The sequence below is a fragment of the Limnochorda sp. L945t genome, assembly GCF_035593305.1.
In the GTDB taxonomy this organism is placed as follows: domain Bacteria; phylum Bacillota; class Limnochordia; order Limnochordales; family Geochordaceae; genus Carboxydichorda; species Carboxydichorda subterranea.
Map to the genome: position 1 here is coordinate 2,921,227 of NZ_CP141615.1, position 24,811 is coordinate 2,946,037.

Sequence of the window (24,811 nt, forward strand, 5' to 3'; positions counted from 1 at the left end):
ACGCGATGGCGCGCCTCGCCTTCGCGAGGAACCGGGGTCCGAACGCCTATGGCCGACCTCCACCCTGGAAATGGCGATATAGTGCGCTGAAGTCTCCGTACCACTGCTCGAGCTCGTGCCCCTGCTCGGTCATGGCGCGCAGCCGGCTCTCCGCTTTCATGTCGAGGCGGGTAGGGCTGATGCCGAGCCGGCGGCCCAGCAGATAAGCCGTGACCACCAGGGTCGCCAGCGCGTCGGCGATGCCCTCATCGCTCGCCCTCAGTACCGCCCGGTAGACGCCGGCCAGCGCCGCGGCCAGTTCAGCCTTGACGTGCTCGATGGCACGCAGGTTACGGGCCAGGTCGGTCTCCGGCGGCTTGCCGGCTGCCGCGCTCTCTTGCATGCTCGATCCGGCCACCCCCGTGCCGTGGAGCCCGGCCGTTGCCGGACCCATGGGGGCGGGCATGCGCCCGCCCCTCTCGCACCTCGACCCGCCGCTCGGCGGCGAGCCGCCTCAGTCGGCCACGAACGGGAGCAAGGCCAGGTGCCGGGCCCGCTTCATGGCCACCGTCAGCTGGCGCTGGTGGCGGGCGCAGTTGCCCGAGATCCTCCGGGGGAGGATCTTGGCCCGCTCCGTCATGTACTTGCGCAGCCGGTTGACGTCCTTGTAATCGACCCACTGGATCTTGTCCACGCAGAAGGCGCACACCTTGCGGCGGCGCTTGGAACGCTCTTTGGGCACGCGTACATCCCGAGCCTTTCATGTGCCGATCCGGGCCCCCCCTGCGGAGAGCTCAAAAGGGAGTCTCGTCGGCAGCCGGCAGGTCCTCGGCTCCCTCGCCGGCGAACTCGTCGCCGGCCTCCGGGGTGGGCCCGCCCTCGTCCGTGCCCTTGGGACGGGGCTCCAGGAAGGCCACCCGGTCGGCCACCACTTCCGCGGCGATCCGGCGTATACCGTTTTGGTCGTCGTAGCTGCGGATCTGGAGCCGGCCGTCGACCCCCACCAGGCGGCCCTTGCGCACGTAAGCGCCAACCGTCTCGGCCAGCTTGCGCCAGCAGACGACGTCGATGAAATCCGTCTCCCGCTGGCCCTGCTGGTTGGTGAACGGGCGATCCACCGCGATGCGGAAGCGGGTCACCGCCGCTCCTGCTCCGGTGTATCGCAACTCCGCGTCCTTGACGGCCCGTCCCACGAGCACGATGCGGTTGACCATGGGAAGCCCTCACCCCTCACCGACTGGTGCAGTCTGGGTCTGCGTCTGGCGCCTGACGACCAGGTGCCGCAAGACTGCGTCGGTGATGCGCAGGACCCGCTCAAGCTCCCGCGAAACGGAGGGCTCGGCGTCGAAATGGAGCAGGACGTAATAGCCCTCGTTCTGGCGCTTGATGGGATAGGCCAGGCGACGCCTCCCCCACCGCTCGACGTTGACGACCGAGCCGCCGCCATCGGTGATGATCTTCTGCAGGCGGCCGACCGCGGCCTCGATGGCCTCGTCGCTGTCGAGCTGGGGGCTCAGCACCACCACAGCCTCGTACGGGCGCACCACTGGCACCCACCTCCTCCCTGTGGACGACCGGCACCCCGGGAACCTTCACAGGCCCGGGGGCAGGGGGGTAGCGCGGCCATTATATCACGCCAGCGGTGTCCCGGGGCCCAACGCCTCCAGCCGCCGCTTGACGGCGTTGAGGAAGCGGAGCGCGTGCACTCCGTCGGCCACCCGGTGATCGAAGGAGAGGCAGAGGTTCATCACCGACCGGATGGCGATCTGATCGTCCTTGAGCACCACCAGCCGCTTGGTGACGGCCTCCGTGGTCAGGATCGCGGCCTGCGGCGGGTTGATGATGGGCGCCGACAGGATCGACCCCAGCGCGCCCGTGTTGTTGACCGTGAACGTGCCCCCGGACGTCTCGTCGGCTGAAAGCCGCCCTTCCCGGGCGCGCCGTACCAGGTCGTGCAGGGCACGGGCGATGCCCGTGAGGCTGAGCCGGTCCGCCTCACGAAGCACCGGTACGAGGAGCGCCTCCTCCAGGCCGACCGCGACCCCGACGTGGATCTGGCGGTGGCGGACCACCTTGCCGTCCTGCCAGGAGGCATTGAGGTCAGGCCATTCCTGCAGAGCCTCGACCACGGCCTTGATGGCGAAGGGGAGGAAGGTGAGCTCGAAGCCTTCCCGCTCCATGAAGACCTGGCGCACCTGGTCCCTCAGGGCCACGAGGGACGTCACGTCGGCCTCCACCACGGTCCAGGCGTGAGGGATGGAGGTCCAGCTCTCGGTCATCCGCCGGGCGATGACCTCCCGGATGGCAGCCGCAGCGCCGCTCCTTGCGGCCGGCGCAGGAGCCGGCGCCACGGTGTCGGGGAGGACCGGCCGGCCCGCCGCCGGTTTCTCGACGTCCGAAGGAGCGGCCGCCACCACCGCCGGCGCGTCGGGAACGGTCGCCGGGGCCCGGCGCCCGGCCTCGCCTTGCGCCTGCCTCTCCCGGGCCACGCGAAGGACGTCTTCCCGCGTCACCCGGCCGGCCTCGCCGGTGCCCTTCACCTGCGCGAGATCGATGCCGTATTCTTTCGCCAGCCGGCGCACGGCCGGGGAGTACTCGCCTCTGCCGCTCCCGTCGGGAGAGACCCCGGCGCCCTGCTCGGCGTCGAGCACCGCGATGACCGTGCCGACCGCAACGGTGCTCCCTTCGGCCGCCTTGACCTCCAACAGGGTGCCCTCCGCGGGAGACGGCACCTCCACGGTCACCTTGTCCGTGAGCACTTCCACCAGGGGCTCGAAGCGGCCCACCTTCTCCCCCGGCGCCTTGAGCCATCGAACGATCTGGCCCTCGGTGACACTCTCTCCCAGCTGCGGCATCACGACTTCCATCGCCAAGCCCCGCATGCCCCCCTCGCAGCGCGTCAAACCCTCGCCAGTTCTCGCATCGCCTGCGCGATCGTATCCACGTTGGGCAAGACGGCGTCCTCCAGCACCGCGGCGTAGGGCGTGGCCGGGACGTCCGGCATGGCGACCCTCCGCACCGGCGCGTCGAGATGGAAGAGCGCCTCCTCCGCCAGGATCGCCGCGACCTCGGCCCCCATCCCCAGAGTGCGGTTGTCTTCGTAGACCACCAGGGCCCGTCCGGTCTTCTTCACCGACTCCACGATCGTGGCCCGGTCGAGGGGCGCGAGCGTCCGCAGATCCACGACCTCCACGGACACCCCTTCGCGCTCCAGGCGTTCGGCGGCCTGCATGGTCAGGTGGAGCATCATGCCGTACGCGATAGCGGTGAGGTGTTCTCCTTCCCTGGCGATGCGGGCCGGCCCGATCGGGACCACGTAGTCGCCTTCGGGCACCTCGCCCTGGATGGCCCGATAGCCGCGTTTGGGTTCGAGGAAGACGACCGGGTCGTCGTCCCGGATGGCCGCCTTCAACAGCCCCTTGGCGTCCGCCGGGTTGGAGGGGATGACCACTTTGAGGCCCGGCACGTGGGCGAAGAAGCTTTCCACCGACTGCGAATGGTACAGCCCCCCGCGTACGCCCGCGCCGTACGGGGCCCGCACCACCAGCGGGCACTGCCACTCCCCGTTGGAACGGTACCGGATGCGGGCCGCCTCGCTGATGATCTGATCCATGGCCGGATAGATGAAATCGGCGAACTGGATCTCCGCCACGGGGCGCAGCCCGTTCATGGCGGCACCGATGGCTACCCCTACGATGCCCGACTCCGCCAGCGGGGTGTCGATCACCCGCTCGGGGCCGTACCGGTCGATCAGGCCTTTGGTGGCGACGAAGACGCCGCCCTTGACCCCCACGTCCTCGCCCATGACGATGACGCTCTCGTCCCGGGCCAGCTCTTCGTCCAGCGCTTCGCGGATGGCGTCGATCATGCGCTTGACCGCCATGGGTGACCGTCCCTTCCCGAGGAGGCGAAGACGTGCTGCATCACGGTGGCCGGATCCGGCTGGGGAGAGCGCTCCGCGTGGTCGGCCGCGTCGTCGACGGTGGCCGCCACTTCCTGGCGCAGGCGCTCTTCTTTCGCCTCGTCCCACAGTCCGGCCGCCTCGAGGCGCTCGCGAAAGGCCGGGATGGGGTCGCGCCGGCGCATCTCGGCCATCTCGTCGGCGCTCCGGTAGATACGGTCGTCGTCGTCGCTCGAGTGGGGCACGAACCGGTAGGTGAGCGCCTCGACGATGGTGGGCCCTTCGCCGCCGCGCCCTCGCTCGGCGGCTTCGGCCACGGCCCGGTAGACCGCCAGCAGGTCCTGCCCGTCCACGGCGACGCCGGCGATGCCGTAGCCGGCCGCCCGGCGGGCGACGCCCTCGACGTTCATCTGGCGGCGCGACGGCACCGATATGGCCCACCCGTTGTTCTCGCAGAAGAAGACGACCGGCAACCGGTGGATGGCCGCGAAGTTGACCCCTTCATGGAAGTCGCCCTCGCTCGACGCCCCCTCGCCGAACGACACCAGCACGACGCTGTCCTCCCCTCGCAGCCGGCTGGCCAGGGCGGCCCCGGCCGCGTGCGGGATCTGGGTGCCCACCGGGCTCGAGCCCGTCAGGATCCGAAGTCTTCGGGAACTGAAGTGATTGGGCATCTGCCGGCCGCCGCTGTTGGGATCCGCCGCCCGTGCGAACGCGCTGAGCATCAGCTCCCGCGGGCTCATGCCCAGGGCGAGTACCAGGGCGATGTCGCGGTAGTAGGGCAGCACGATGTCGTGCCCCGCGCGAAGCGCGAGGGCTGCCCCGACCTGAGCGGCCTCCTGGCCCTGGCCCGTGATCACGAACGGAACCTTGCCCTGGCGCTGCAAGATCCACATCCGCTCGTCGAGGGCCCTGGCCAGCACCATCAGGCGGTACGCCTCCACGAGCTTCTCGGGCTCCAAGAGTGCGAGGTCGGGATCCGCCGTCGCCGCAGGCGATCGAGGCGCCATTGAGTCGCCCATGCCTTCTTCCAACCCCCTGCTGCCCGCAGCCCGGGTGAGCCGCAGGCCGTCGTGAAAGCGGTTACCCATTCTCCCCTGCCCAGTCTGGAAGCGGTTGCCCCGTACTTTCTCCCACCATGTCTGTCTTCTTGATAATGCATCTTTTTCGGTTCTGTTGCCAGTCCCCGGGACCCCGCCTGGCGTCCGCCGCATTGCACGACGGTGACGGACGTGGCATGCTAAGGCCAGCCATGCCACCACCTTCCCGGCCACCTCTACGCGCAGGCCCGGTCTCTGCGGGCCGTCTCGCCCGAGCGGGGGTCATCGCCGCGGCTTACGTCGCGGCGGCCGCAGCCCTCGGCCCGTTGAGCTTCGGCGTGCCGTTGGGGCCGGTGCTCGTGCAGTTCAGAGCAGCAGAGGCGTTGTCGGTGCTCCCCATCTTGTACCCGGAGGCCATCCCCGGCCTGTTCGTGGGAGTGTGGCTGGCTAACGTGCTGGGCGGTCTGGGCCCGTGGGACGTGTGGGGGGGAAGTCTCGTAAGCCTGCTGGCGGCCTGCGCAACGTGGCTGGACCGGCGCTCGTGGCGGGCTTACGTCTGGCCGGTGGCGGCCAACGGGGTGCTCATCAGCCTCTATCTCAGCGCCATCTTCGGGCTGCCGTACTGGAGCACGGCGCTCGGCATCACCCTGAGCGAGGCGCTGGTGGTAGGGGCGCTGGGTGTACCCCTCGTGCGCGTGCTCCGGCGCTTCAGCCCCCGGCCGAGCCGGCCGGAGGAGGCTCCTCGATCGCCCGGTGCAACAGGCGCTTGACGGCGCGCTCGAAGCGCCGGCGCGGCAGCAGCACGATGTGCCCGCACCCCAGGCAGCGGATGCGAATGTCCATCCCCGTCCGGATGACTTCCCACCGGTCCGAGCCGCACGGGTGGGGTTTGCGGGTCTGGACGATGTCGCCGAGGTAGAGCTTCATCGGCATGGCTGCTCTCTTTATACACCCGGCGGGGCTTCCCGGCCAGCCGGGCCATGGAGCTGGCTCGCAAGCCTGGCCCTGGACCTCCCGTTCGAAAATGGCCCGGCTTCCCTCCATTTCCGGAAGGGGAAGGTTCGCTGCGTCCGGAATCGGGCGCTGAGGATGGAAACGAAAAGAGGGTGGATTTCGGTGAGTTTGTTGCATACCCGCGAGCGGCGAGTCCCGTGGCTCGCAGGCCTCGTCGGGTTGGCCATCGCCCTGGGGCTGTTCGCCGCCGGGTACTTCACCTATGCGACCCTGGCCGCGCCCGGCAAGGACGTCGTGGCCCGGGTCAACGGCGACCCCATCACCAGGGAGCAGTTGACCTCCGAGCTGGAGCGCCAGGCGGGCAGTAGCATCCTCCAGCAGATGATCGGGCGGCGTCTGGTCCTGCAGGAGATGTCCCGCCGGGGCGTCCAGGTGGGGAAGGCCGAGATCGACGCGGAGATGGGGCGGATCCGGGACCAGTTCCCTTCTGCACAGGCCTATGAGGACGCGCTCAAGCGCTACGGCGTGACCGAGGAGGAGCTTCGCCAGGAGGTGGAGCTCAACCTCGGCGTGCGCGCACTGGGGCGGTTGGGTGTGAGCGTGAGCGACGCGGAGGTGCGCCAGTACTTCGACGCCAACAAGGAGAGCCTGGGCCAGCCCGAGCAGGTGCGGGTCCGCCACATCCTGGTGGGGACGCGCAAGGAGGCCGATGACCTGCTCAAGCAGCTCAAGTCCGGGGCCGCCTTCGACCAGCTGGCCAGGGAGCACTCGCTCGACCAGGCCAGCGCGGCCGAGGGCGGGGACCTGGGGTTCATCAGCCGGGGCGCGACCGTCGAACCCTTCGAGACCGTCGCGTTCAAGCTGAAGAAGGGCGAGTACGCCATCGCCCAGACCCCTTACGGGTTCCACGTGCTGCAGGTGACGGACCGGCGGGAGGCCAAGCCCGCGCAGTTCGAGCAGGTGAAGGATGAGATCCGGGAACGCCTGCTCGAGCAAAAGGCCCGCACCCCCGAGGAGATCCTGGGCGAGCTCACGCAGAAGGCGTCCATCGAGGTCTACGAGCCGCGCTACGAGTCGCTGGCGAAAAAGCCGCAGGACGGCCAGGGCTCCGGTAGCGGCAATGGAGGGCCTTCGGGGCAACCGCCCGCAGCCGCGCCCGGGCAGACCGCCCCGGCGCCGGTTCCTTCTCCGTGACGGCCCCGCGGTAGACCGGCGGCGTTGTGCAGCTGCAGGGCCGCAGGGTCGATCACCGAGCGCGGGCCCTCTGGCGGGCGGCGGCAAACAGGTGCGCCTGCGCGAGCCCGGCCAGCGGGCCCCAGCGCTCGCGGGCGAAGGTGCGCAGGCGGGCCGGCGCGACCGGACGACCCCCGAAAAACCTTCTCTCCACTGCTCGGCGCACCCAGCGGTCGACGGGAAAGGCGTCCCACCGGCCGTATCCGAAGAGCGCCACGCACTCGGCCACCTTGGGCCCGACCCCGGGTAAGTGCATGAGGTGCTCCGCCAGCTCCGGGGTCTTCATGGCGTGCCCCCGTTCCAGCCAAGCGGGTTGCTCGGCCAGCCGGGCAGCGGTGGCCGCAAGGTAGGCGGCCCGGTAGCCGAGGCCGAGGGACCGCAGGCGCTGCTCCCCGAGCGCCGCCAGTTGCTCCGGACGGGGCATCCCGTCGGGACCCGGCTCCCCTTGCTCGCAGACGGCCTGGACCATCCGCTTGATCCTGGCGATGTGGGTGTGAGAAGAGAGCAAGAACGAGAGCAGGGCCTCCCAGGGTGACACTCGGGAGATACGCAGCCCTCGCGTCGTTTCCACCACGTCGGCCAGGTCGGGATCGCGGCGGACCAGGTCGGCGTCGAGCGCCGCGTAGTTCCGCTCGAGATCGAGCAGGTCCCGGACTGCCCCTGCCGCCTCCGGCGGCTCGCCGGCGACGGTGCCCGGGGGTAATGCCGGGTCGCGGACGAGGCGGACGTGCCAGGGCCCCGCGAATCCCTCGAGCGCGTCCGCCGACTCGACCCACCAGCGGAAGGTCTGGCCTCCGTCCAGGGTGGCCACGAGGTCCACCGGGTAACCCCCTGCGTCGACCTCGGCGACGCGCACCAGGGGCAGGTCCGCGCTCACGCGGCCGAGCGGGGCACCTCGACCGGTACCGGCGGAGCCGCCCGCTCCTCCTCCACCACCCGGCGAGTCGTCCGGTCGATCACCAGCCGCCATCCCTCGCCGGGCAGCAGTGCTCCCGCCCAGACCGGGGCGCCGTCGGGCGCCTCGCTTCCCGCGAGGCCAACGGCGACGCCCGCGGGCGCCCCCGTGCTTTCCACTCCCCCCGCCTGGAAGCTCACACCCTCTCGCAGGACGAAGAGGACGATGCGCTGTTCGCTGTCGAACGCGACCCACAGCACGCGGCCTTCGGGGCTACGGACGACCCGTCCGCCCCGGGCGCTCGGGGGAAGGTCCGGAGGCAGGCCTGTGCCCTTTTCCGGCCGGACGACGACCTCGGCCGCCTCCCGGGGATAGACCTGGACCCTGTCGGAGCTCTTCGCCGGCAGGCTGGTATGGACCGTGCCCTTCCACCAGACGACGGACCCGCTGCCGCTCGCGAAGGAGAGATCCCGCGCCGCCATCCAGCTCCACCCGGGGGAGGCGGCCGGTTCCACGGCGAGCCCGCTGAGCGACGGCTGCACTCCCAGCAACCCGGACACGGCCAGCCAGAGGTAAGTGGGCGGCATCCAGGGGCTCAAGGCCATGCCCCGGCTCACCCCGGTCTCGCCGTGGAGCCGCTCGGGAAACTGGCCCGGCACCACGTGGCCCAGCGCGGCCGGCACGTCCGCCTCCGAGATCCGGTAGACGAGCTCGAGGGCCTGGGCCACCCGGTCCGGCACGTCGTGCCGGACCGCATAGGCGATCCAGGCGGTGAGGTTGGGCCATACCCCTCCGAGGAGCTGGTAGCCGGCGTCCGGGTCGTACTCGACCTGATCGTCCGGCACGGTCCGGGCTCCGTACGAGGTCCAGAAAGCCGGCTGCAGCAGCCGCTCGACCACTTTCCGGCGCACCTCGCCGGACGCTGCACCGAAGAGAACCGGAAACACCATGTCGGCGCTCAGGGATTCCAGGGGCTCCCCCTGTTGGGTGAGCGCGAGCAGGTAGAGCCCGGTCGCCCGAGAGACCAGACGTTCGTTCATGGCCGCCCGGATCCTGGCCGCCCCGTCCCGCCAGCGGGCGGCGTCGGCCGCATGGCCCAGCCGCTCCGCCATTTCTGCCGCGACCTGCAGCGCGGCGTAGCACTCGGCGTTGAGCTCCGTGACCGCGCCGCTCAGGTTGTAGGACGGGATGATGTTGCGCCAGCTGGCGATGCCATGGACGTTGGTGGAGCGCGCCGTGCACACCACCAGGTCGTCGACGGTCTGGCTGAGGATGTACTGCGCCGCCCGCCGCACGACCGGGTAGATCCGGTGGACGAATGCCTCGTCCCGGGTGACGGCCGCGTGGTGGTGCAGCGCCAGCAAGAAGAGCGGGGTGTCGTCGTTGATGTTGAGGCCGTAGTCATCTCGAGACGGAGGGTCCTCCGCCACCCGGATGAACTCCGTGAACTTGCCGTGCGGCTCCACGCCCTCCCGTACGATGAGGTCGATCATTTCCCGGGAAAACTCCGGGGTGAAGAAGTCGTTGCCGAAGACGAACCAGGCAGCGTCCCGGATCACCAGGATGTCCTGCGGAGGATCGTTGGTGAAGGCGCATCCGGCCGGGTAGCGTGTTTGGGTGCGCAGGATGTTGACCTTGGCCCAGTCCACGCCCCGGTTGATGACCGGCGACGGTGTGAGCACGCGCACACGGCTCAACCGCTCCTCGAAGGCGTCCAGCGTCCGCTCGTACAGCTCGGAGGGATCCGGCAGGGTGTGCCACAACCGCCGCGCCTCGGCTTCCCCCTGCGGCGTGGTCAGCAGCCCGAGCGTGAGGCGCCGGTTGGTGGCCGGCGCAAGCGGCACCTGGTAGATGAGCCGCGTCGTGCCGGGCTGGGCAAAGGTGTAGCCGGCCGGTATGGCCGCATGCGGGCCGAGCATGCCCAGGACGCGTACTTCGTCCCATCGCCGGGAGGCCGGGTCGATGGTCTGTACGACCACGATCCCGTCGTCGAACCGGCAGTGCACCCGCTTCTCTTGCTGCTGGGGCTCTGCCCGGCGCAGCCCTTCGTCCTCGATGATGGGGGGCCAGACCGAGTCGACGCGCAGCTGAACGTCAACGGGCTCCGACCCCGGGTTGGCCAGGTCGAGGAACCAGATGACGACCCGGTCCTGTTCCGTGCCGTACGGGAGCCAGACCTCTTTGCGCAGGGTGACGGACGGGCCCTCCAGCCACGTCACCTGCGCGTGGGGGAGCAGAGTCGTCTCCTTCGCCCGCAACGGCCGGCCGCCGGCGGAGGCGAGGATCCGCACGCGCCCGGCGTACCACTGGTCTTCGCTGGCCCATAGCCCGAGGAGGTTGGACTCGCGGTCCGTGCGAACGAAGAGCGACAGATTGGCCAGGGAAGCGCCGAGGCCCAGATGGTCGACAGGGTACGTGTAGTACAATGGGAGCCGGTCCTGGATGCCTGGTTGCCGCGTGGCCATGGCGGGCAGCCGCCCACTCCTTTGCGTGCACGGGAATCCCGATCGGAGAGCATAGGAGCACCCCGGTGCCTCGTCAATAGCCGGGAGCACGGGGCGGCGGGATCGCGGGAAGGGATGCGCAGATGCAGCAGATCGAGATGATGGAGTCCCAGCAGCCCGAGGTCGCCGGCCAGCCCCCGGCACCGCGCTCGTTCCGGTGGCAGGGCCGGACGTTCACGGTGAGTGCGGTGCTGCGCCGCTGGCAGGACCACCCCTCCAGGGCCAGGGGAGCGCTGAAGGGGAGGCAGGTACCCTTTGGGGCTGCAACCGAGACGGGAGCTCGCACGTACTTCAGGGTGAGGACCGAAGACGGGTCTGTGTTCGACCTGGCGTACGACCCGCAGGCGAGCACGTGGGGGCTGCTGCGCCAGCTCGCCAGCGGCGCCGGCGGCCGCTGACGCGGCACCCGCTACGGGCTCGCCGGACCTCCCCACGCCGGGTCGCACGGGTAGCTCCCCAGGAGCCGGAGGTAGCCCGTGAGCCGCCGGACCGAGGCCAGGGCGTCCGCCACGCCGGGGTCGGTGGCGTGGCCTTCCATGTCCATGAGGAAGAGGTAGCGCCCCAGCCCTTCTCGGGAAGGGCGCGATTCGATGCGGGTCAGGTTGAGGCCGCGGCGGGCCAGCACGTCCAGGATGTCGCGCAACAGTCCCGGCCGGTCCTCCAGGCTTCCCACGACCAGGGTCGTCCGATCCCGGCCGGTCCGCGCGGGGCTCCGCCAGCCCAGGATACCGAACCGGGTGACGTTGGCGCCGCCGTCCTCCATGGGGCCCAGGACCGGTTCGAGGCCCCACCGGCGGGCCGCCTCCAGGCTTCCGACCGCCGCCCACCGTTCCTGGGGCGCCTGCGCGACGAGCCGCGCCGCCTCGGCGGTGCTCGACGCCGGCACCTGGGGGACGCCGGGAAGCACGGAGGCGATGGTGCGGCGGCATTGGGCCAGAGCGTGGGGATGAGAGAGCACCCGGCTAACCGAGCGCATGGGCACGCCCGGCCGCACGAGCAGCCACTGCTGCACCGGCAGCACGACCTCCCCGACCTGGCGGAGCGTGCTCTCGTGCAGCCACAGGTCCAGCACCAGGGCCACCGAGCCCTCGAGGGAGTTTTCCAGCGGGCAGACGATCTGCTCCAGCTTTCCCCGCTCGGCCGAAGCGAACAGGGCAGGGAGGTCGCCGGCCGGCACCAGGGGAAATGAGCACCCCGATATCGCCAGCCACCGCCGGGCTGCCTGGTGGCTGAAGCTCCCCTCCGGCCCCAGGTAGCCAAGTCCTCCGGTGCTCACGAGACGTCTCCGGCTGCCGCCCGCACGCGAGAGGAAGGTCGCAGGCGGTTCCACTCCGGGTTTCCGTAGCGCTCGGCCACGAGGGAGCCGGCCCTGGCTCGTTCGCCAGGAGTGAGGTCTTGTTGCTCCAGGTCGACCCGGAGGGCCACGCCGAGCCCTTCGACCAGCGCCCGCACGACCTCGTCCCATCCCGGCTCTCGCCCGAGCGCCCGGCTCAGGTCGCCCGCGCGCTGGCCGAGCAACAGCGCGAGAAACCGCTCGCCCCGCCCTCCGGGAGCGAGCAGGTGGGCCGTCAGCCCGGGGTCGAGGCGGATCGGGATGCTCCCGTGCTGGAGGACGGCACCGCTCGCCCGCCGGACCTGTGCGCTCCCCACGAGCTTGCGCCCGCGCCACTCTAGCTCGTAGCGGGAGGCGGAGTCGAAACAGGCCCCGGCCAGCGCTTCCCGCCCCTGCCCCGCAGGTGCGGCCGGCCTGGCGAGGTCTGCCTCGACGCCGAGCAGCCGCAGTCCCTCCCGCAAAGCCTCGCTGATCCGCCGGTAGCCGTCCATCACGGCCAGGCCGGCCACGGGGTGTCCCGGCGGGAGCATGACGGCGTACGTCACCTCGACGTGGTGGAAGACCGCCCGGCCTCCGGTCGGGCGCCGCACCACGTCGACGCCTGCCTGCCTGCAGGCGTTCTCGTTGACCGCCCGCTGCCATTCCTGGAAGTACCCCAGGGAGACCGCCGGAGGTGCCCACCGGTAGAAGCGCACCGTTGGAGGCGCCGCCTCGTGCTCCACGCTCTCGAGGACGGCCTCGTCCACCGCCATGTTCCAGGAGGCCCGTCCGGGCCCGTCGACGAGCAGTCGCCAGCGTTCCATGGGCTTCGCCCCAGTGCGGACTCTCTCAGCTCGCCGGGAAGCAGAGCTTCGGCTCCCGGGCGGCCGTCACCTCGTCGAGGCGGCGCACGGGCGTCCGGTGGGGCGCGCTCGTCACGATCTCGGGCGCTTCCTCGGCCTCCCTGGCGATCTGGCGCATCACCGCGGCGAACCGATCGAGCGTCTGCTTGGTCTCCGTCTCGGTGGGCTCCACCATCAGCGCCTCCTCGACGATGAGCGGGAAGTAGACGGTCGGGGCGTGCATCCCGAAGTCGAGGATGCGCTTGGCGATGTCGCCGGCCCGGACTCCCTTCGCCTTCTGGCGCACAGCCGACACCACGAACTCGTGCTTGCAGTGGCGGTCGTAGGGCAGGTGATACTCCTCGGCGAGCAGCCGCATCAGATAGTTGGCGTTGAGGACGGCCGCCTCGCTGACTCGCCGTAGCCCCTCGGGGCCAAGCGCCCGGATGTAAGCGTACGCCTTGACCAGCACCCCGAAGTTGCCGTAGAAGCTCCGGACCCTTCCGATGCTCTTGGGAACGTCGTAATCCAGGAAGTAGCGTTCCCCGTCGAACCCCACCAGCGGCACCGGCAAGAAGGGGACGAGGAACTCCCGGACCGCGATGGGCCCCGCCCCCGGCCCGCCCCCACCGTGCGGCGTGGAGAAGGTCTTGTGGAGATTGAAGTGCACGATGTCGAAGCCCATGTCGCCCGGCCGGGAGATGCCCAGGATGGCGTTGGCGTTGGCGCCGTCGTAATAGAGGAGCCCCCCGGCCTGGTGCACGATCTCCGCGATCTCCAGGATGTTTTCGTCGAACAGCCCGAGGGTGTTGGGGTTGGTCAACATCAGCCCGGCCGTCTGGGGTCCCACGAGCCCTCGCAGCGCTGCCACGTCGACGCCGCCCCGCGCATCCGAGGGCACCTGCACCATCCGGTAGCCGCTCATGGTAACGCTCGCCGGGTTGGTGCCGTGCGCCGAATCCGGGACGACGATCTCCCGCCGCTGCTCATGCTGGCCCCGGTCCCGGTGGTACGCCTTGATGAGCAACAGCCCGGTCAGCTCTCCGTGGGCGCCCGCCGCCGGTTGCAGAGTGGCTCGGGACAGCCCCGCGATCTCGCACAGGTACCGCTCGAGCCGCCACATGAGCTCGAGCGCTCCTTGCACCGTCTCCTCCGGCTGGTACGGGTGAATGCGGCTGAAGCCCGGGAGGGCCGCCACCTCTTCGTTGACTTTGGGGTTGTACTTCATGGTGCAAGAACCGAGCGGGTAAAAGCCGACGTCCACGGCGTGGTTGCGCCGGGAAAGCCCGGTGAAGTGCCGGATCACCTCGACCTCCGACAGCTCCGGCAGCTCCAGGGGCCGGCGCCTCAAGCTCGACACAGGCAGGAGGTCCGTGAGGGGGCGTTCCGGTACGTCCAGGCCGGGCAGCTGGTAGCCCTGCCGCCCCGGAGCCCCCTGCTCGAAGAGGAGAGGTGGGTCTTCGGTTTCGAGACGGGTCCTGGCCTGTGGCATGGCCCCTGCAGGCCCGGTCGGTCGTACGCCCTCCACTTGGGTGCTCCCCCGCCTTCTGGGATCCTCGAAGCCGTCACGCGATAGCCTTGAGCGCCAGCACCAGACGGTCGATCTCTTCCCGGGTGCGCGCCTCGGTCACGCACCATAGGACGCTCCGGTCCAGGCCCTGGTAGAGGCCGGCCAGCGGCAGTCCCCCGAGGATGTTGTAATCCTGCCAGAGCCTGGTGAGCAGCTCGCCGACCTCGCCGTCCATCTCCACGACGAACTCCTTGAAGAACGGTGCGTCCCACATGGGCCGAATCCCCGGCACCTCGGCCACCAGGGAGTCGAACGCGTAATGGGCCTTTTGCAGGGAGAGTTCGGCGACCCTGCGAACGCCCTTCGGCCCCAGCATGGCCAGGTAGACCGTAGCCGCCAGGGCGTTGAGGGCCTGGTTGGTGCAGATGTTGGACGTCGCCCGCTCTCGCCGGATGTGCTGCTCCCGGGTCTGCAAGGTCAGCACGAAGCCCCGGCGCCCGTCGACGTCCTTCGTCAACCCCACGATCCGCCCCGGCATCCGCCTCACCAGCTCCCGCCGGGCTGCGAAGAACCCCAGGTACGGCCCGCCGAAGCTGATGGCGTTACCCAGCCCCTGCCCCTCGCCGACGGCGACGTCGGCCTCGTACTCTCCAGGCGCCGCCAGGATCCCCAGGGAGATGGGGTCGACGATCGCCACGAACAGTGCGCCCACCCCATGGGCCATCGCCGACGCCGCGGCCATCTCCTCCACCGAACCAAAGAAGTTGGGGTTTTGGAGCACGACGGCGGCTACGTCCTGCGCCAGCGCGTGCTGCAGAGCGTCCAGGTTGGTGACGCCCATGCGCCAGGGGATCGTGTCGAGCAGCACGTCCTGGTTGCCCAGGTAGGTGGCCATCACCTGTCGATACTCGGGGTGCACGGCAGCCGAGACCAGCACCCGGCGCCGGCCCGTATGGGCGACCGCCATGAGCGCGGCCTCGGCCGCAGCCGACGCCCCGTCGTACATGGAGGCGTTGGCGACGTCCAGGCCCGTGAGGCGGCAGACCAGGGTCTGGTACTCGAAAATGGTCTGCAGCACCCCCTGGCTCACCTCGGCCTGGTATGGGGTGTACGCGGTGTAAAACTCGGACCGGGCCAGGATGTGCCGGACCACGGCCGGGACCAGATGATCGTAGGCCCCTCCCCCCAGGAACGAGGGATACTGGTCGAGGTGGGCGTTCTTGGCCGCCAGGGACCGCATGTGCGCGGCGAGCTCGGCCTCGCTCATCCCGTTCGGGAGGTCGAGAGGGCGGTCGAGGCGGGCTTTGGGGGGGATGTCCGAGAAGAGCTCCTCGACGCTCTTGACCCCGATGCGGGCCAGCATCTGCTCCCGCTCTGCGTCCGTCAACGGGACGAAGTCCACGGGCCCACCCCCTTCACCGGGCGCCGATCAGGGCCTTGTAATCGGCCGCGGACAGCAGCTGGTGCAACTCTTCCGGCCGGACGACCTCGATCACGCAGATCCACCCATCGCCGTACGGATCCTTGTTGACCCGCTCCGGCTCGTCCGCCAGCGCCTCGTTGACCTCTGTCACCGTGCCGGAGACCGGGGCGTAGACGTCCGAGACTGCCTTGACGGACTCGATGACGGCCATGCGCTTCCCCTGCTCCACGGCCGCCCCCTTCTTGGGGAGCTCCACGAAGACCACGTCTCCGAGCTCCTTTTGGGCGTAGAACGTGACGCCGACTTTCGCCTTGCGGCCGTCCACGGCCACCCACTCGTGCTCCTTGGTGTACTGGAGGTGCTCCGGATACACTGCAGCTAGCCCCTTTCGATCGGTTCGACCCCGGGGCGCTCACGGCGCGCTCTTCTGACTGCGACCCCGGGTCCGGACGGGCACGAAGCTCCCTTTGACGATCCGCGCCCGGTGGAGCCGGTCGCGGATCGCGACCGCCAGGGCCGTCCCCGGAGCGGCCCGGTCCACCGGCACGTATCCGAGCCCGATGCCCTGCTGAAGCACCGGGGAAAGAGTCCCGCTGGTAACCTGGCCGATGGGAGCGCCGCCTTGCGGCTCCACCAGCGCGTACCCGTGCCGCGGCACGCCCCTGTCCTCCAGGACGAAACCCACCAGGCGGCGCAACACCCCGCGCTCTTTTTGCTGCAAGAGCGCGTGCCGCCCTACGAAGTTGCCCTTCGGAAAGTCCACCACCCAGCCCAGCCCCGCCTCGAGGGGCGTGGTGGTCTCGTCGATATCCTGGCCGTACAGCGGGTACCGCGCCTCCAGGCGCAACGTGTCCCGGGCACCGAGGCCCACGGGCACCGCGCCGGCGGGTCCGGCCTCCTGCATGATCGCCTCCCACAGGGCGACGGCCTTGCCGGCCTCGACGAAGAGCTCGAAGCCGTCCTCTCCGGTGTAGCCGGTGCGGGAAACGGTCGCGGGGATCCCGGCCACGGTGGCCCCGGTGAACCGGTAAAAGCCCAGCGCGTCCAGATCGGCGCCTTCTACCAGGGGAGAGAGGAGGGCCTGCGCCTGCGGCCCCTGGACGGCAATCAGAGCCAGCTCCTGCGTCTGATCCCGGACCGTCACGGAAGTGCCGGCGAGATGCTGCTCGATCCAGGCAAGGTCTTTGGCGTGGCAGGCCGCGTTGACTACCAGCATGAAGCGCTCAGGCGCCTCACGGTACACGACGAGGTCGTCGATGATCCCGCCGCCGGGCAGGCACATCACGCCGTAGCGGGCTTGCCCCACCTCGAGCGTCGCCAGGTTGCAGGTCACCAGGGCGTCGAGAGCGGCGGCGGCGCCCGGCCCCTCCACCACCAGCTCTCCCATGTGTGAAAGGTCGAAGATCCCCGCGCGCTCCCGGACGGCCCGGTGCTCCTCCACGATCCCGCTGTACTGGACGGGCATCCACCATCCGGCGAACTCGATCATGCGCGCGCCAAGCCGCTCGTGGAGCCCGCTCAAGGGGGTCCGGGTGAGCTGCCGGCCGGCGGGCGACGCCTCTGGCATGGGACCTCGCCTCCCCCTGGAACTTAGCGGCGGCGCCGTGCGATTCCTGCCAGCCCGCCTCGCCGCACCGCCGCGGGCCGCGGTGCATAGTATGCCGCCCGGGAGGCTGACGAAGGAGCATGCTGCGCCGCCTGGCCCTGATCCACCTGACTCGTCTCATCTGGCGCCGGCGCGCCATCGTCTGGTGGGTCGCCCCCGGTCGCTAGCTTCGGCCCACCTCCCGGCGCCGGGCTCCGGCTCAGGAGCGGGCGCGCGCCGGGGAGCTCAGGCGCTCCGCCACGAGGCCGACGATCTCCTGGATGGAGTCGGCCACCGGCACGCCTGCATCGCGCAGCGCCTCGACCTTGGACTGCGCAGTGCCCATCTTGCCCGAGATGATGGCGCCGGCGTGTCCCATGCGCTTGCCCGGGGGAGCCGTGCGCCCCGAGATGAACGAGACGACGGGCTTGGTCCCGTGGTCCCGGATGAACGCGGCCGCCTCTTCCTCGTCGGTCCCTCCGATCTCCCCGATGAGCACCACCGCACGGGTGGCCGGATCCTGCTCAAAGAGGTGGAGGATGTCCACGAACCGGGAGCCGATGATGGGGTCTCCCCCGACCCCCACGCACGTGGACTGGCCCAGCCCGGCCCGGCTCAGCTCGTGCACGACTTCGTAAGTCAGGGTCCCGCTCCGCGAGACGAGGCCCACGGGCCCGGGCCGGAAGATCGCGCCCGGCAGGATGCCCACGAGCGCCTCGCCCGGCGAGATCAAGCCCGGACAGTTGGGGCCGATGAGGCGCGTCCCCCTCCTGCGGGCTGCCGCCACGACCGCCAGCATGTCCTGCACGGGAATGCCCTCGGTGATGACCACCACGGGGTTCATGCCCGCCTCGATGGCCTCGAGCGCGGAGTCGGCGGCGAACGCGGCCGGCACGAAGATGATCGACGCGTTGGCCCCGGTTGCCTTCCGGGCCTGGGCTGCCGTCTCGAAGACGGGCACCCCCTCGACCCTGGTGCCTCCCTTGCCGGGCGTGACGCCCGCCACCACCTTGGTGCCGTAGGCGAGCATCTGCCGCGTGTGGAACTCTCCCTCGCGCCCGGTGATGCCGTGGACGACGACGCGCGTGTTGCGATCCACGAGGATGGACAAGTCGTACTCGCCCCCGTCCGTAAGCTCGAAGGCTATCCGCCCGCCGGGCGCTCAGGCTCCGGCGGCCAGCTCCACCACCCGCCGGGCCGCTTGCTGGAAAGTGGGCGCGGTCTCGATGCCGCGGCCCGCCTGCACGAGGAGCGCTCGCCCCTCCTCCGCCCGGGTGCCGGCAAGCCGTACCACGATCGGGACGGAGCGCCTCTCCAGCTGGCCCAGTGCCTGCAGCATGCCGCGAGCGACCTCGTCCCCCCGGGTGATGCCTCCGAAGACGTTGATCAGCACGGACTTCACGTCGGGGTCGCTCAGCACGATGCGCAGGGCCCGCTCCACGACGTCGGCTCGCGCTCCCCCGCCGATGTCGAGGAAGTTGGCCGGGCGTCCCCCCTCCCGCTGCACCATGTCGAGGGTGGCCATGACCAACCCGGCACCGTTGCCGATGATGCCCACGTTACCGTCCAGTTTCACGTAGGCCAGGTGTTGTTCACGCGCCGCCCGCTCGAGAGGATGGTCCCCCTCCACCTCTCGCATGGCGGCCAGGTCGGGGTGGCGGAAGAGCGCGTTATCGTCGATCTCCACCTTGCCGTCGAGAGCGACGAGCGTGCCGTCCTCCAGCTGGGCCAGCGGGTTGATCTCGACCAGTTGGGCGTCGTGGCGGCGAAAGAGCTCGTAAAGGATCCGGGCGAAACGCGCCAGCTCCTTGCGCGCCTCGGCGGGGGCTCCGCCCTCCTCGAAAAGCCGCCGCACCTGGAAGTCGCGCAGCCCCAGGAGCGGATCGGCCCACTCCTTGGCGACCAGGTGGGGAGTCTTCTCCGCTACCTCCTCGATGTCCATGCCGCCGGCCGTGGAGAAGATGGCCACCGCGGCCTGGCGGGATCGGTCGACGGTCACGCTCAGGTAGTACTCGCGCTGGACCGCCGCCGCCCGCTCCACCAGCACCTGACGGACCTCATAGCCCCGGATCCGTGCGCCGATGAGCTCGGATGCCGCCCTGGCGGCATCGTCCGGAGTAGCCGCGATCCGGATGCCCCCGGCTTTGCCCCGGCCCCCGATCGGGATCTGCACCTTGACTGCCACGCGGCCCCCGAGCTCGCCGGCGATCTGGCGCACCTCGTCAGGAGAGGAGGCCACCCGCCCATCGGGCACGGGAAGGCCCCCGTCCCGAAAGATGGCCTTGGACTGCGCTTCGGTGAGCCGCATCGTCACTTCCCCTCCTGGTACACCGGCGTGAGCCAGTGACGGTACTCGGGAACGTTGCCTTTGACCACTTCGAAATAGAGCCGCTGGATACGGCGGGTGATGGGCCCCATCGCCCCGTCACCCACCGGCCTGTGATCGATCTCGCCGACGGCGCTGACCTGGGCGCCCGTTCCTACCAGGAAGACCTCGTCGGCGACGTATAGCTCGGTCCGGTCGATGGGACGCTCCTCGACGGGGAGATGGAGCTGCTCTGTGGCGAGCTGCAGGATGGTCGCTCGCGTAATGCCTTCCAGGATGTCGGCGTAAACGGGCGTCGTGATCAGCCGGCCGTTACGGACGAGAAAGAGGTTTTCGGCGCTACCCTCCGACACGTGGCCATCCTCGGTCAGGAAGATGGCCTCGTCGTATCCGTCCTCGGCCGCCTCCGACTTGGCCAGGGCCGCGTTGACGTACGAGCCCGAGATCTTGGCCCGCATCGGGATGACGTTGTCACCGACGTGCCGCCACGACGACACCCGGGCCCGGATCGGCTTCTCGACGTCCAGGTACGGGCCGAAGGGCACGGCGAAAAGGGTGAAGTCGTCGGAGAGGCCGTGCAGGCGCACCCCGATGGCCCGCTCGCTCTTGTAAAAGAGGGGGCGCACGTACACGTCCTCCCGGTCGCCGTTACGCCGGAGGATCTCCAGCGTCACCTCCACGAGCTGATCCAGGGTCAGAGCCGAGCGGATGCGCAGGATCTTCGCGGAGTTGAGCATCCGCTGGTAGTGCTCCCGCACCCGGAAGAGGTAGAGTTGCCGGCGCTCCTCGTTCCAGTACGCCCGGATCCCTTCGAAACAGGCCGTGCCGTAGTTGAAAGCGTGGGTCATGACGCTGATCCGGGCGTCCTCCAGGTCGACGACCCGCCCCTCGAAGTACGCGTACCGTGCCATTGAAGGTTCGCCTCCCGTGCAGACCCTCTGGTTCAGGAGTTGGGAACCGGTGCATGCGCGTCCATGTTCACCGGCGCCTCGGTCTTTCCTTCCTCGGAGGCCGGCGCCGCGGCAGCGGGGTACGGCCGGTACACCGACCGGTTGACCTGCTGACGCCACGCCCAAGGGCCATAGAGGGGCAACTCCCGCCACAGGGTGGCCACGTAGCCTGTCCGGGCGGCGTTCGGCTGCACGGTGACCTCGACCTGGCCGGCCGCAGGAGGCAAGCCCGCCGGGATCGCCTGTTCGACCAGCGTACGCAGCCGCCAGGGCAGCGGCTGCGCATCCGGCGGCCCCCAGAGGGCCACCTGCAACCGGCCGCCTCCCACGCGTGCCGAGACGGCCAGGTAGTCGCCGGTAGGGTTGACGAGCCGCAGGTCGATCAACCCGTAGGCGACCGTCGCGTCCCGCGCCAGCGGCACGTACCAAACAGGGATGGAGTGCGGGGCGCGCCGGCGAGCTTCCAACCCGGCCAAGAGCGCGGCGTTGTACAGGGTCGAGGAGACCTGGCACACGCCCCCGCCCACGTCGGGCACGAGCTGGCCGTCCAGGATGACCGGCGCCGTCCGGTAACCTCGCTCGGTGATGCGGGGCCCGACCGCCTCGTTGAAAGAAAACGTCGCGCCCGGCTTCAGCACCATGCCGTCCAGGGCGGCCGCGGCAATGGCGATGTTGGCCGCCCGCTCTTCTGCGGCGGGGTCGAACCGGGTCTGGTAGCTCGCAAGCAGCCGCGGGCGCCGCAGCGCCTGCAGGTCCTCGACGCTCGGGGCAGGCGGGACCGCCCGCAGCGGCACGTCCACCGCCCTCAACTTCAGCGCCGCCGACGCTCCCATGAGCGCCCGCTCGAGGCCCTCCCTGTCGATCCGGCGCCCGGACCTCCCCGGGACGATCTCCGCCTCGCCGTCCTGTCGCACGTAGACCCGGGGAGGTTGAGGGGGTACCTCGAGCTCCCGTACGAGGCTCTGGACGAGCGCTGCCCATTCCCGGGTGTTCGGCCGCCGTAGCTCCAGGCCCACCACGGCCCGGCGGCCCTCCAGCGCGGCCGAGAGAGCTTTGCCCAGCATGAGCTCGACGTCCGGCTCGATCCCCACCTGGGCCGGCACGACCTCCCACCGGGCGCCGGGTGCCCGGAGCACCACGGGTTGCTGGAGCAAAGAGGAGGCGAACGTCTGCAGGGAAGCGCGCGCCTCCTCCACGGTCAGGCTCGCCACGTCCACGCCTGCGAGGCTGATACCCTCAGGGAAGCGCCACACCCGCCCGGTCTCGGCCGGCTGCGGCCCCGCCGCCGCCTCGGCTCGGGCCGGGGCGCCGGCGGAGGCGAGCAGCATCCCGCCGCCGATCAGGAGGCCGACCACCGTCTTGAGGCCGTGGCGCGACAGCCAGTACAGGAGGATGACGACACCCAGGCCCGCGTACAAGAGCCACCGCGTGGCCTCCCTCGGGCGGCTCTGCCTGGCCAGCTCTTGCTCCAGGCGTACGGCTTCCTTCAGGTGACGCACCGCTTCGTCGAGCCGACCCATGCGCTTGAGGGCCGCTGCCAGGTTACGGTGGGCCTGGGCGTAGGACGGGTCGAGCTGCAGGGCGCGGCGGTAGGCGTCTTCTGCCTCCTGCAGCCTCCCTCGCTCCAGGTAGACGTTACCGAGGTTGCTCCAGGCCGGCGCAAAGGATGGGTCGAGCTCGGCGGCCTCCCGAAAGCGCGCCTCTGCCTCTTCCAGCCGGCCCATCCGGGCCAGGCAGACTCCCATCTTGTTGGACAGGGGCGCCGAGCGGGCATGGGCGCTTTCGAGTGCGGTCAGGCGCAGGAGCGCCTCCCCGACCTTGCCGGCATCGAGGAGGGACTGCGCGACTGCCAGTTGCTGAGAAAGCGATCCCTCAGCGCCCGGCGAGGCCGCCTCCGTGGACTCCGACGGCATCCGACGCCTCCACCACTTCGGTTTGCTCCAGTGCCTGATCCACCAGGCCGTCCACGTCGAGCTTCGACTCCGCTTCCTCGACGCGGTCGAACCTGGGTCTCGTCTGTGGGTGGCGGGCCACGAAGAGGGTGCAGCAATCCTCGTAAGGCTCGATGGATGTCTCGTACGTGCCGATGCGCCGCGCCACGTCCACGATCTCCGACTTGTCCCAGGCGAGCAAGGGCCGCAGGACGATTCGCCCGGAGACCGCCTCGACGACGGCCATGCTCGGCACCGTCTGGCTCGCCACCTGGCCGAGGTTTTCCCCGGTCACCAGGGCGTCGTAGCGGTGTCGTTCCGCCAGGCGGGTGGCAATGCGCACCATCATCCGCCGCATCAGCAGCACGCCGAGGTCGGCCGGGCAGTTGGCGTAGATCGCCTTCTGCACCTCCGTGAAGCGGCTCACGAAGACCCGCATGCGCCCCTGCCAACCGGCGAGGATGGAGACCAGCCGCAGCACCTTGAGCCGCGCCTGCTCGGAGGTGAAGGGCATGGCATGGAAGTGGACCGCGTCCACGTACAGGCCCCTCTTCATGGCCATCCAGGAGGCCACCGGGCTGTCGATCCCTCCGGAAACGAGAGCGAGCGCTCGCCCGCTGACCCCGATCGGCAAGCCGCCGGGCCCCGCCTGCTCGTTGCCGTAGACGTACGCCGCTTCGTCCCGGACCTCCACGTGCACGGTGAGCGCGGGACGATGAACGTCCACCTGGAGCCGGGCCCCGAGCAGCCGCAGCAAGTCGGCCCCGACGTCGCGGTTGATCTCCATGGAATCCATCGGAAACCGGCGGTTGGACCGCCGTGCCGAGACCTTGAAGGCAAGCGGGCCCCCCTGCGAGGAGGCAAGCGCGGCCCGGACGAGCGCCCGGGCCGCTTCCCGGATCGCCTCGATGTCGAGAGGCGTCTCCCATGCGGCCACGGCCCCGACCACGCCGAAGACCCGAGCCGCCGCCGAGCTCATGGCGTCGAGCCCGGCGTCGGTGGCCAAGGCCTCCGGCCGCACGAGCAGCCGCCCGTGAAGGTCCTCGACGTGGCAGGGGCCCACGTGCCGGAGCGCTCGGCGGAGGTTGCCGGCCAGGGTGCGCTCGAACCAGGCTCGGTTGCTCCCCTTGAGCCCTACCTCACCGTAGCGAACGAGCACGACCCTGGAGAGCTCAGGCCCGGGCACCGCGCCGCCCCCCCGAGGCGAGGAAGGCTTTGAGGTCGCGCGCCGCGGATCCGATGCGACGAATGGCCGCATCGACCTCCTCCTCGGTCGTCATCAGCCCCAGGCTGATGCGAACGGCGGACGCCGCCAGTGCCGGCGGCACCTCCATGGCTTCCAGTACGTGGCTCGTCCGCGTCTTGTGCGAGGAGCAGGCCGCACCGATGGAGACGGCCACCCCTTCCTGCTGGTCGAGGTGGGAGGCCAGCACCTCGGCCCTCAGCCCCGGGAACGCCGCCGCGAGGATGTGGGGCGCGCGTCGTGCCTCGTCCTGAGGCCCCAACGGCGCCACTTCCGGGTAGGCCTCACGGAGGCCCTCCCGCAGCCGCCTCATGAGGCCTCGCAGCCGCGCAACCGTCTCCGGCAGGGCGGCGCGGGCGATGGCCGCCGCCACGCCGAAGCCGGCGATCGCGGGGACGTTCTCCGTGCCGCTTCGCACTCCTCGCTCCTGGCCGCCGCCCCAAACGATCGGGCGCAACCGCACCCCGGTGCGTACGTACAGGGCACCGATGCCTTTGGGACCATGGAGCTTGTGGGCACTCAGGGAGGCAAGATCGAGGCCCAGCGCCCGCACGTCCACGGGCAGCTTCCCGGCAGCCTGGACCATGTCCGAGTGCACGAGCGCGTGGGGGGCCGTGGCCCGTACAGCGCGCACGATGGCCTCCACGGGCTGCACAGAGCCCACTTCGTTGTTGACAGTCATGACGGAGACCAAGATGGTATCCGGACGGAGAGCCGCCGCCACGTCGTCGGGAGAGACCACCCCGTCCGGTCCGGGCCGGACCAGGGAGACTTCGAAGCCCTCCTGCTCCAGCGCCCGGAGTGGCTCCAGGACGGAAGGGTGCTCGATGGCGGTCGCCACCAGGTGACGTCCCTGCCGGCGATGCTGGTAGGCGGTGCCCAGGATGGCCAGGTTATTGGCCTCGGTGGCGCTCCCCGTGAAGTAAATGCAGGAGGGCGGCGCCCCTACCAGGGCGGCCACTCGACCTCTTGCCTCTTCGACGGCCTCCCTGGCCTGCGCGCCGAGGTGGTGCCGGGACGAGGGGTTGCCGTAGTCCTCCCGCAGCATCCGCGCCATCGTCTCCAGCACCTGCGGCCAGACCCGGGTCGTGGAGGCGTTGTCCAGGTAGATGCACCGCGACTCCGTAGCGTCGGTTGCCCGTGATACTGCCAACGGTGTGCTTTTCACGTCCTTCGAAGAGCG

General features: G+C 70.2%; 25 protein-coding genes. 3 read left to right on the forward strand and 22 right to left on the reverse strand.

What is annotated here, in order from left to right; genetic code table 11:
- Nucleotides 1-46: 46 nt before the first annotated feature.
- The 7 genes from U7230_RS13485 to U7230_RS13515 form a co-directional block, all read right to left on the reverse strand.
- Nucleotides 47-445, reverse strand: coding sequence for a MazG-like family protein (locus U7230_RS13485; protein WP_324716354.1), 399 nt, complete (start codon nucleotides 443-445; stop codon nucleotides 47-49).
- Between the two features lie 48 nt (nucleotides 446-493).
- Complete coding sequence (gene rpsR, locus U7230_RS13490) at nucleotides 494-721, reverse strand: 30S ribosomal protein S18 (RefSeq protein WP_324716355.1); 228 nt, start codon at nucleotides 719-721, stop codon at nucleotides 494-496.
- 52 nt (nucleotides 722-773) lie between these two features.
- Nucleotides 774-1,193 (reverse strand): single-stranded DNA-binding protein, encoded by a 420-nt coding sequence (locus tag U7230_RS13495; protein WP_324716356.1) that lies wholly within the window; start codon nucleotides 1,191-1,193, stop codon nucleotides 774-776.
- A gap of 9 nt (nucleotides 1,194-1,202) precedes the next feature.
- The gene (gene rpsF / locus U7230_RS13500; protein WP_404980683.1) at nucleotides 1,203-1,523 is read right to left on the reverse strand and encodes a 30S ribosomal protein S6; all 321 of its coding nucleotides are present in this window, start codon (nucleotides 1,521-1,523) and stop codon (nucleotides 1,203-1,205) included.
- Nucleotides 1,524-1,610: 87 nt separating this feature from the next.
- Nucleotides 1,611-2,846, reverse strand: a complete 1,236-nt coding sequence (locus tag U7230_RS13505) for a dihydrolipoamide acetyltransferase family protein (protein WP_324718249.1) — start codon at nucleotides 2,844-2,846, stop codon at nucleotides 1,611-1,613.
- Between the two features lie 32 nt (nucleotides 2,847-2,878).
- Complete coding sequence (locus U7230_RS13510; protein WP_324716358.1) at nucleotides 2,879-3,862, reverse strand: alpha-ketoacid dehydrogenase subunit beta; 984 nt, start codon at nucleotides 3,860-3,862, stop codon at nucleotides 2,879-2,881.
- On the reverse strand, nucleotides 3,844-4,890 hold the full coding sequence (locus U7230_RS13515; RefSeq protein WP_324716359.1) for a thiamine pyrophosphate-dependent dehydrogenase E1 component subunit alpha: 1,047 nt from the start codon (nucleotides 4,888-4,890) through the stop codon (nucleotides 3,844-3,846). Before U7230_RS13515 ends, U7230_RS13510 begins: the two co-directional genes overlap by 19 nt.
- A gap of 242 nt (nucleotides 4,891-5,132) precedes the next feature.
- Here U7230_RS13515 and U7230_RS13520 point away from each other — a divergent pair, with 242 nt between their 5' ends.
- Complete coding sequence (locus U7230_RS13520) at nucleotides 5,133-5,690, forward strand: QueT transporter family protein (protein WP_324716360.1); 558 nt, start codon at nucleotides 5,133-5,135, stop codon at nucleotides 5,688-5,690.
- Here U7230_RS13520 and U7230_RS13525 read toward each other — a convergent pair.
- Nucleotides 5,629-5,853, reverse strand: a complete 225-nt coding sequence (locus U7230_RS13525) for a DUF951 domain-containing protein (protein ID WP_404980524.1) — start codon at nucleotides 5,851-5,853, stop codon at nucleotides 5,629-5,631. The two genes, U7230_RS13520 and U7230_RS13525, sit on opposite strands and share 62 nt — an antisense overlap.
- A 183-nt stretch (nucleotides 5,854-6,036) precedes the next feature.
- Here U7230_RS13525 and U7230_RS13530 point away from each other — a divergent pair, with 183 nt between their 5' ends.
- Nucleotides 6,037-7,068 (forward strand): foldase protein PrsA, encoded by a 1,032-nt coding sequence (locus tag U7230_RS13530; protein ID WP_324716362.1) that lies wholly within the window; start codon nucleotides 6,037-6,039, stop codon nucleotides 7,066-7,068.
- 52 nt (nucleotides 7,069-7,120) lie between these two features.
- On the opposite strand, the gene U7230_RS13535 is transcribed toward U7230_RS13530, so the two are convergent.
- Nucleotides 7,121-7,984, reverse strand: coding sequence for a DNA-3-methyladenine glycosylase family protein (locus U7230_RS13535; protein WP_324716363.1), 864 nt, complete (start codon nucleotides 7,982-7,984; stop codon nucleotides 7,121-7,123).
- Nucleotides 7,981-10,467, reverse strand: a complete 2,487-nt coding sequence (locus U7230_RS13540) for an amylo-alpha-1,6-glucosidase (RefSeq protein WP_324716364.1) — start codon at nucleotides 10,465-10,467, stop codon at nucleotides 7,981-7,983. The genes U7230_RS13535 and U7230_RS13540 overlap by 4 nt, the downstream gene beginning before the upstream one ends.
- A gap of 122 nt (nucleotides 10,468-10,589) precedes the next feature.
- Between U7230_RS13540 and U7230_RS13545 the strand changes: the two genes are divergently transcribed.
- The gene (locus U7230_RS13545) at nucleotides 10,590-10,904 is read left to right on the forward strand and encodes a DUF6504 family protein (RefSeq protein ID WP_324716365.1); all 315 of its coding nucleotides are present in this window, start codon (nucleotides 10,590-10,592) and stop codon (nucleotides 10,902-10,904) included.
- A gap of 11 nt (nucleotides 10,905-10,915) precedes the next feature.
- Here U7230_RS13545 and pheA read toward each other — a convergent pair whose 3' ends face one another.
- The 12 genes from pheA to U7230_RS13605 all read right to left on the reverse strand — a co-directional run bounded on the left by pheA (nucleotide 10,916) and on the right by U7230_RS13605 (nucleotide 24,781).
- On the reverse strand, nucleotides 10,916-11,782 hold the full coding sequence (gene pheA / locus U7230_RS13550) for a prephenate dehydratase (RefSeq protein WP_324716366.1): 867 nt from the start codon (nucleotides 11,780-11,782) through the stop codon (nucleotides 10,916-10,918).
- Entirely contained in the window at nucleotides 11,779-12,642 is an 864-nt protein-coding gene (locus U7230_RS13555) for a lipoate--protein ligase family protein (protein WP_324716367.1), read from the reverse strand. Before U7230_RS13555 ends, pheA begins: the two co-directional genes overlap by 4 nt.
- Before the next feature lie 25 nt (nucleotides 12,643-12,667).
- Nucleotides 12,668-14,152: an aminomethyl-transferring glycine dehydrogenase subunit GcvPB gene (gene gcvPB / locus U7230_RS13560; RefSeq protein WP_404980684.1), complete on the reverse strand. Its 1,485-nt coding sequence runs from the start codon at nucleotides 14,150-14,152 to the stop codon at nucleotides 12,668-12,670.
- Between the two features lie 73 nt (nucleotides 14,153-14,225).
- On the reverse strand, nucleotides 14,226-15,572 hold the full coding sequence (gcvPA, locus tag U7230_RS13565) for an aminomethyl-transferring glycine dehydrogenase subunit GcvPA (protein WP_324716369.1): 1,347 nt from the start codon (nucleotides 15,570-15,572) through the stop codon (nucleotides 14,226-14,228).
- Between the two features lie 13 nt (nucleotides 15,573-15,585).
- A complete protein-coding gene (gene gcvH / locus U7230_RS13570) occupies nucleotides 15,586-15,966 on the reverse strand; it encodes a glycine cleavage system protein GcvH (protein WP_324716370.1) in 381 nt (126 codons plus the stop codon).
- Between the two features lie 39 nt (nucleotides 15,967-16,005).
- Entirely contained in the window at nucleotides 16,006-17,160 is a 1,155-nt protein-coding gene (gcvT, locus tag U7230_RS13575) for a glycine cleavage system aminomethyltransferase GcvT (protein ID WP_324716371.1), read from the reverse strand.
- 238 nt (nucleotides 17,161-17,398) lie between these two features.
- Nucleotides 17,399-18,289 (reverse strand): succinate--CoA ligase subunit alpha, encoded by an 891-nt coding sequence (gene sucD, locus U7230_RS13580; RefSeq protein WP_324716372.1) that lies wholly within the window; start codon nucleotides 18,287-18,289, stop codon nucleotides 17,399-17,401.
- A 51-nt stretch (nucleotides 18,290-18,340) separates the two neighbouring features.
- Complete coding sequence (gene sucC / locus U7230_RS13585; protein WP_324716373.1) at nucleotides 18,341-19,486, reverse strand: ADP-forming succinate--CoA ligase subunit beta; 1,146 nt, start codon at nucleotides 19,484-19,486, stop codon at nucleotides 18,341-18,343.
- Between the two features lie 2 nt (nucleotides 19,487-19,488).
- On the reverse strand, nucleotides 19,489-20,415 hold the full coding sequence (locus tag U7230_RS13590; protein ID WP_324716374.1) for a branched-chain amino acid transaminase: 927 nt from the start codon (nucleotides 20,413-20,415) through the stop codon (nucleotides 19,489-19,491).
- Between the two features lie 32 nt (nucleotides 20,416-20,447).
- Nucleotides 20,448-22,367 carry a VanW family protein gene (locus tag U7230_RS13595; protein ID WP_324716375.1) on the reverse strand — a complete coding sequence of 640 codons (1,920 nt, stop codon included), beginning with the start codon at nucleotides 22,365-22,367 and terminating at the stop codon, nucleotides 20,448-20,450.
- The gene (gene thiI, locus U7230_RS13600) at nucleotides 22,327-23,571 is read right to left on the reverse strand and encodes a tRNA uracil 4-sulfurtransferase ThiI (protein ID WP_324716376.1); all 1,245 of its coding nucleotides are present in this window, start codon (nucleotides 23,569-23,571) and stop codon (nucleotides 22,327-22,329) included. The genes U7230_RS13595 and thiI overlap by 41 nt, the downstream gene beginning before the upstream one ends.
- The gene (locus U7230_RS13605) at nucleotides 23,558-24,781 is read right to left on the reverse strand and encodes a cysteine desulfurase family protein (RefSeq protein WP_324716377.1); all 1,224 of its coding nucleotides are present in this window, start codon (nucleotides 24,779-24,781) and stop codon (nucleotides 23,558-23,560) included. The genes thiI and U7230_RS13605 overlap by 14 nt, the downstream gene beginning before the upstream one ends.
- Nucleotides 24,782-24,811: the final 30 nt, after the last annotated feature.

Bases quoted from the DNA above. Each gene is read 5' to 3' on its own strand.
- U7230_RS13485 (WP_324716354.1), bottom strand. From the start codon at position 445: ATGCCCGCCCCCATGGGTCCGGCAACGGCCGGGCTCCACGGCACGGGG.
- U7230_RS13495 (WP_324716356.1), bottom strand. From the start codon at position 1,193: ATGGTCAACCGCATCGTGCTCGTGGGACGGGCCGTCAAGGACGCGGAG.
- U7230_RS13505 (WP_324718249.1), bottom strand. From the start codon at position 2,846: ATGGAAGTCGTGATGCCGCAGCTGGGAGAGAGTGTCACCGAGGGCCAG.
- U7230_RS13510 (WP_324716358.1), bottom strand. From the start codon at position 3,862: ATGGCGGTCAAGCGCATGATCGACGCCATCCGCGAAGCGCTGGACGAA.
- U7230_RS13515 (WP_324716359.1), bottom strand. From the start codon at position 4,890: ATGGCGCCTCGATCGCCTGCGGCGACGGCGGATCCCGACCTCGCACTC.
- U7230_RS13520 (WP_324716360.1), top strand. From the start codon at position 5,133: ATGCCACCACCTTCCCGGCCACCTCTACGCGCAGGCCCGGTCTCTGCG.
- U7230_RS13525 (WP_404980524.1), bottom strand. From the start codon at position 5,853: ATGCCGATGAAGCTCTACCTCGGCGACATCGTCCAGACCCGCAAACCC.
- U7230_RS13540 (WP_324716364.1), bottom strand. From the start codon at position 10,467: ATGGCCACGCGGCAACCAGGCATCCAGGACCGGCTCCCATTGTACTAC.
- U7230_RS13545 (WP_324716365.1), top strand. From the start codon at position 10,590: ATGCAGCAGATCGAGATGATGGAGTCCCAGCAGCCCGAGGTCGCCGGC.
- U7230_RS13555 (WP_324716367.1), bottom strand. From the start codon at position 12,642: ATGGAACGCTGGCGACTGCTCGTCGACGGGCCCGGACGGGCCTCCTGG.
- gcvPB (WP_404980684.1), bottom strand. From the start codon at position 14,152: ATGCCACAGGCCAGGACCCGTCTCGAAACCGAAGACCCACCTCTCCTC.
- gcvT (WP_324716371.1), bottom strand. From the start codon at position 17,160: ATGCCAGAGGCGTCGCCCGCCGGCCGGCAGCTCACCCGGACCCCCTTG.
- sucC (WP_324716373.1), bottom strand. From the start codon at position 19,486: ATGCGGCTCACCGAAGCGCAGTCCAAGGCCATCTTTCGGGACGGGGGC.
- U7230_RS13590 (WP_324716374.1), bottom strand. From the start codon at position 20,415: ATGGCACGGTACGCGTACTTCGAGGGGCGGGTCGTCGACCTGGAGGAC.
- U7230_RS13595 (WP_324716375.1), bottom strand. From the start codon at position 22,367: ATGCCGTCGGAGTCCACGGAGGCGGCCTCGCCGGGCGCTGAGGGATCG.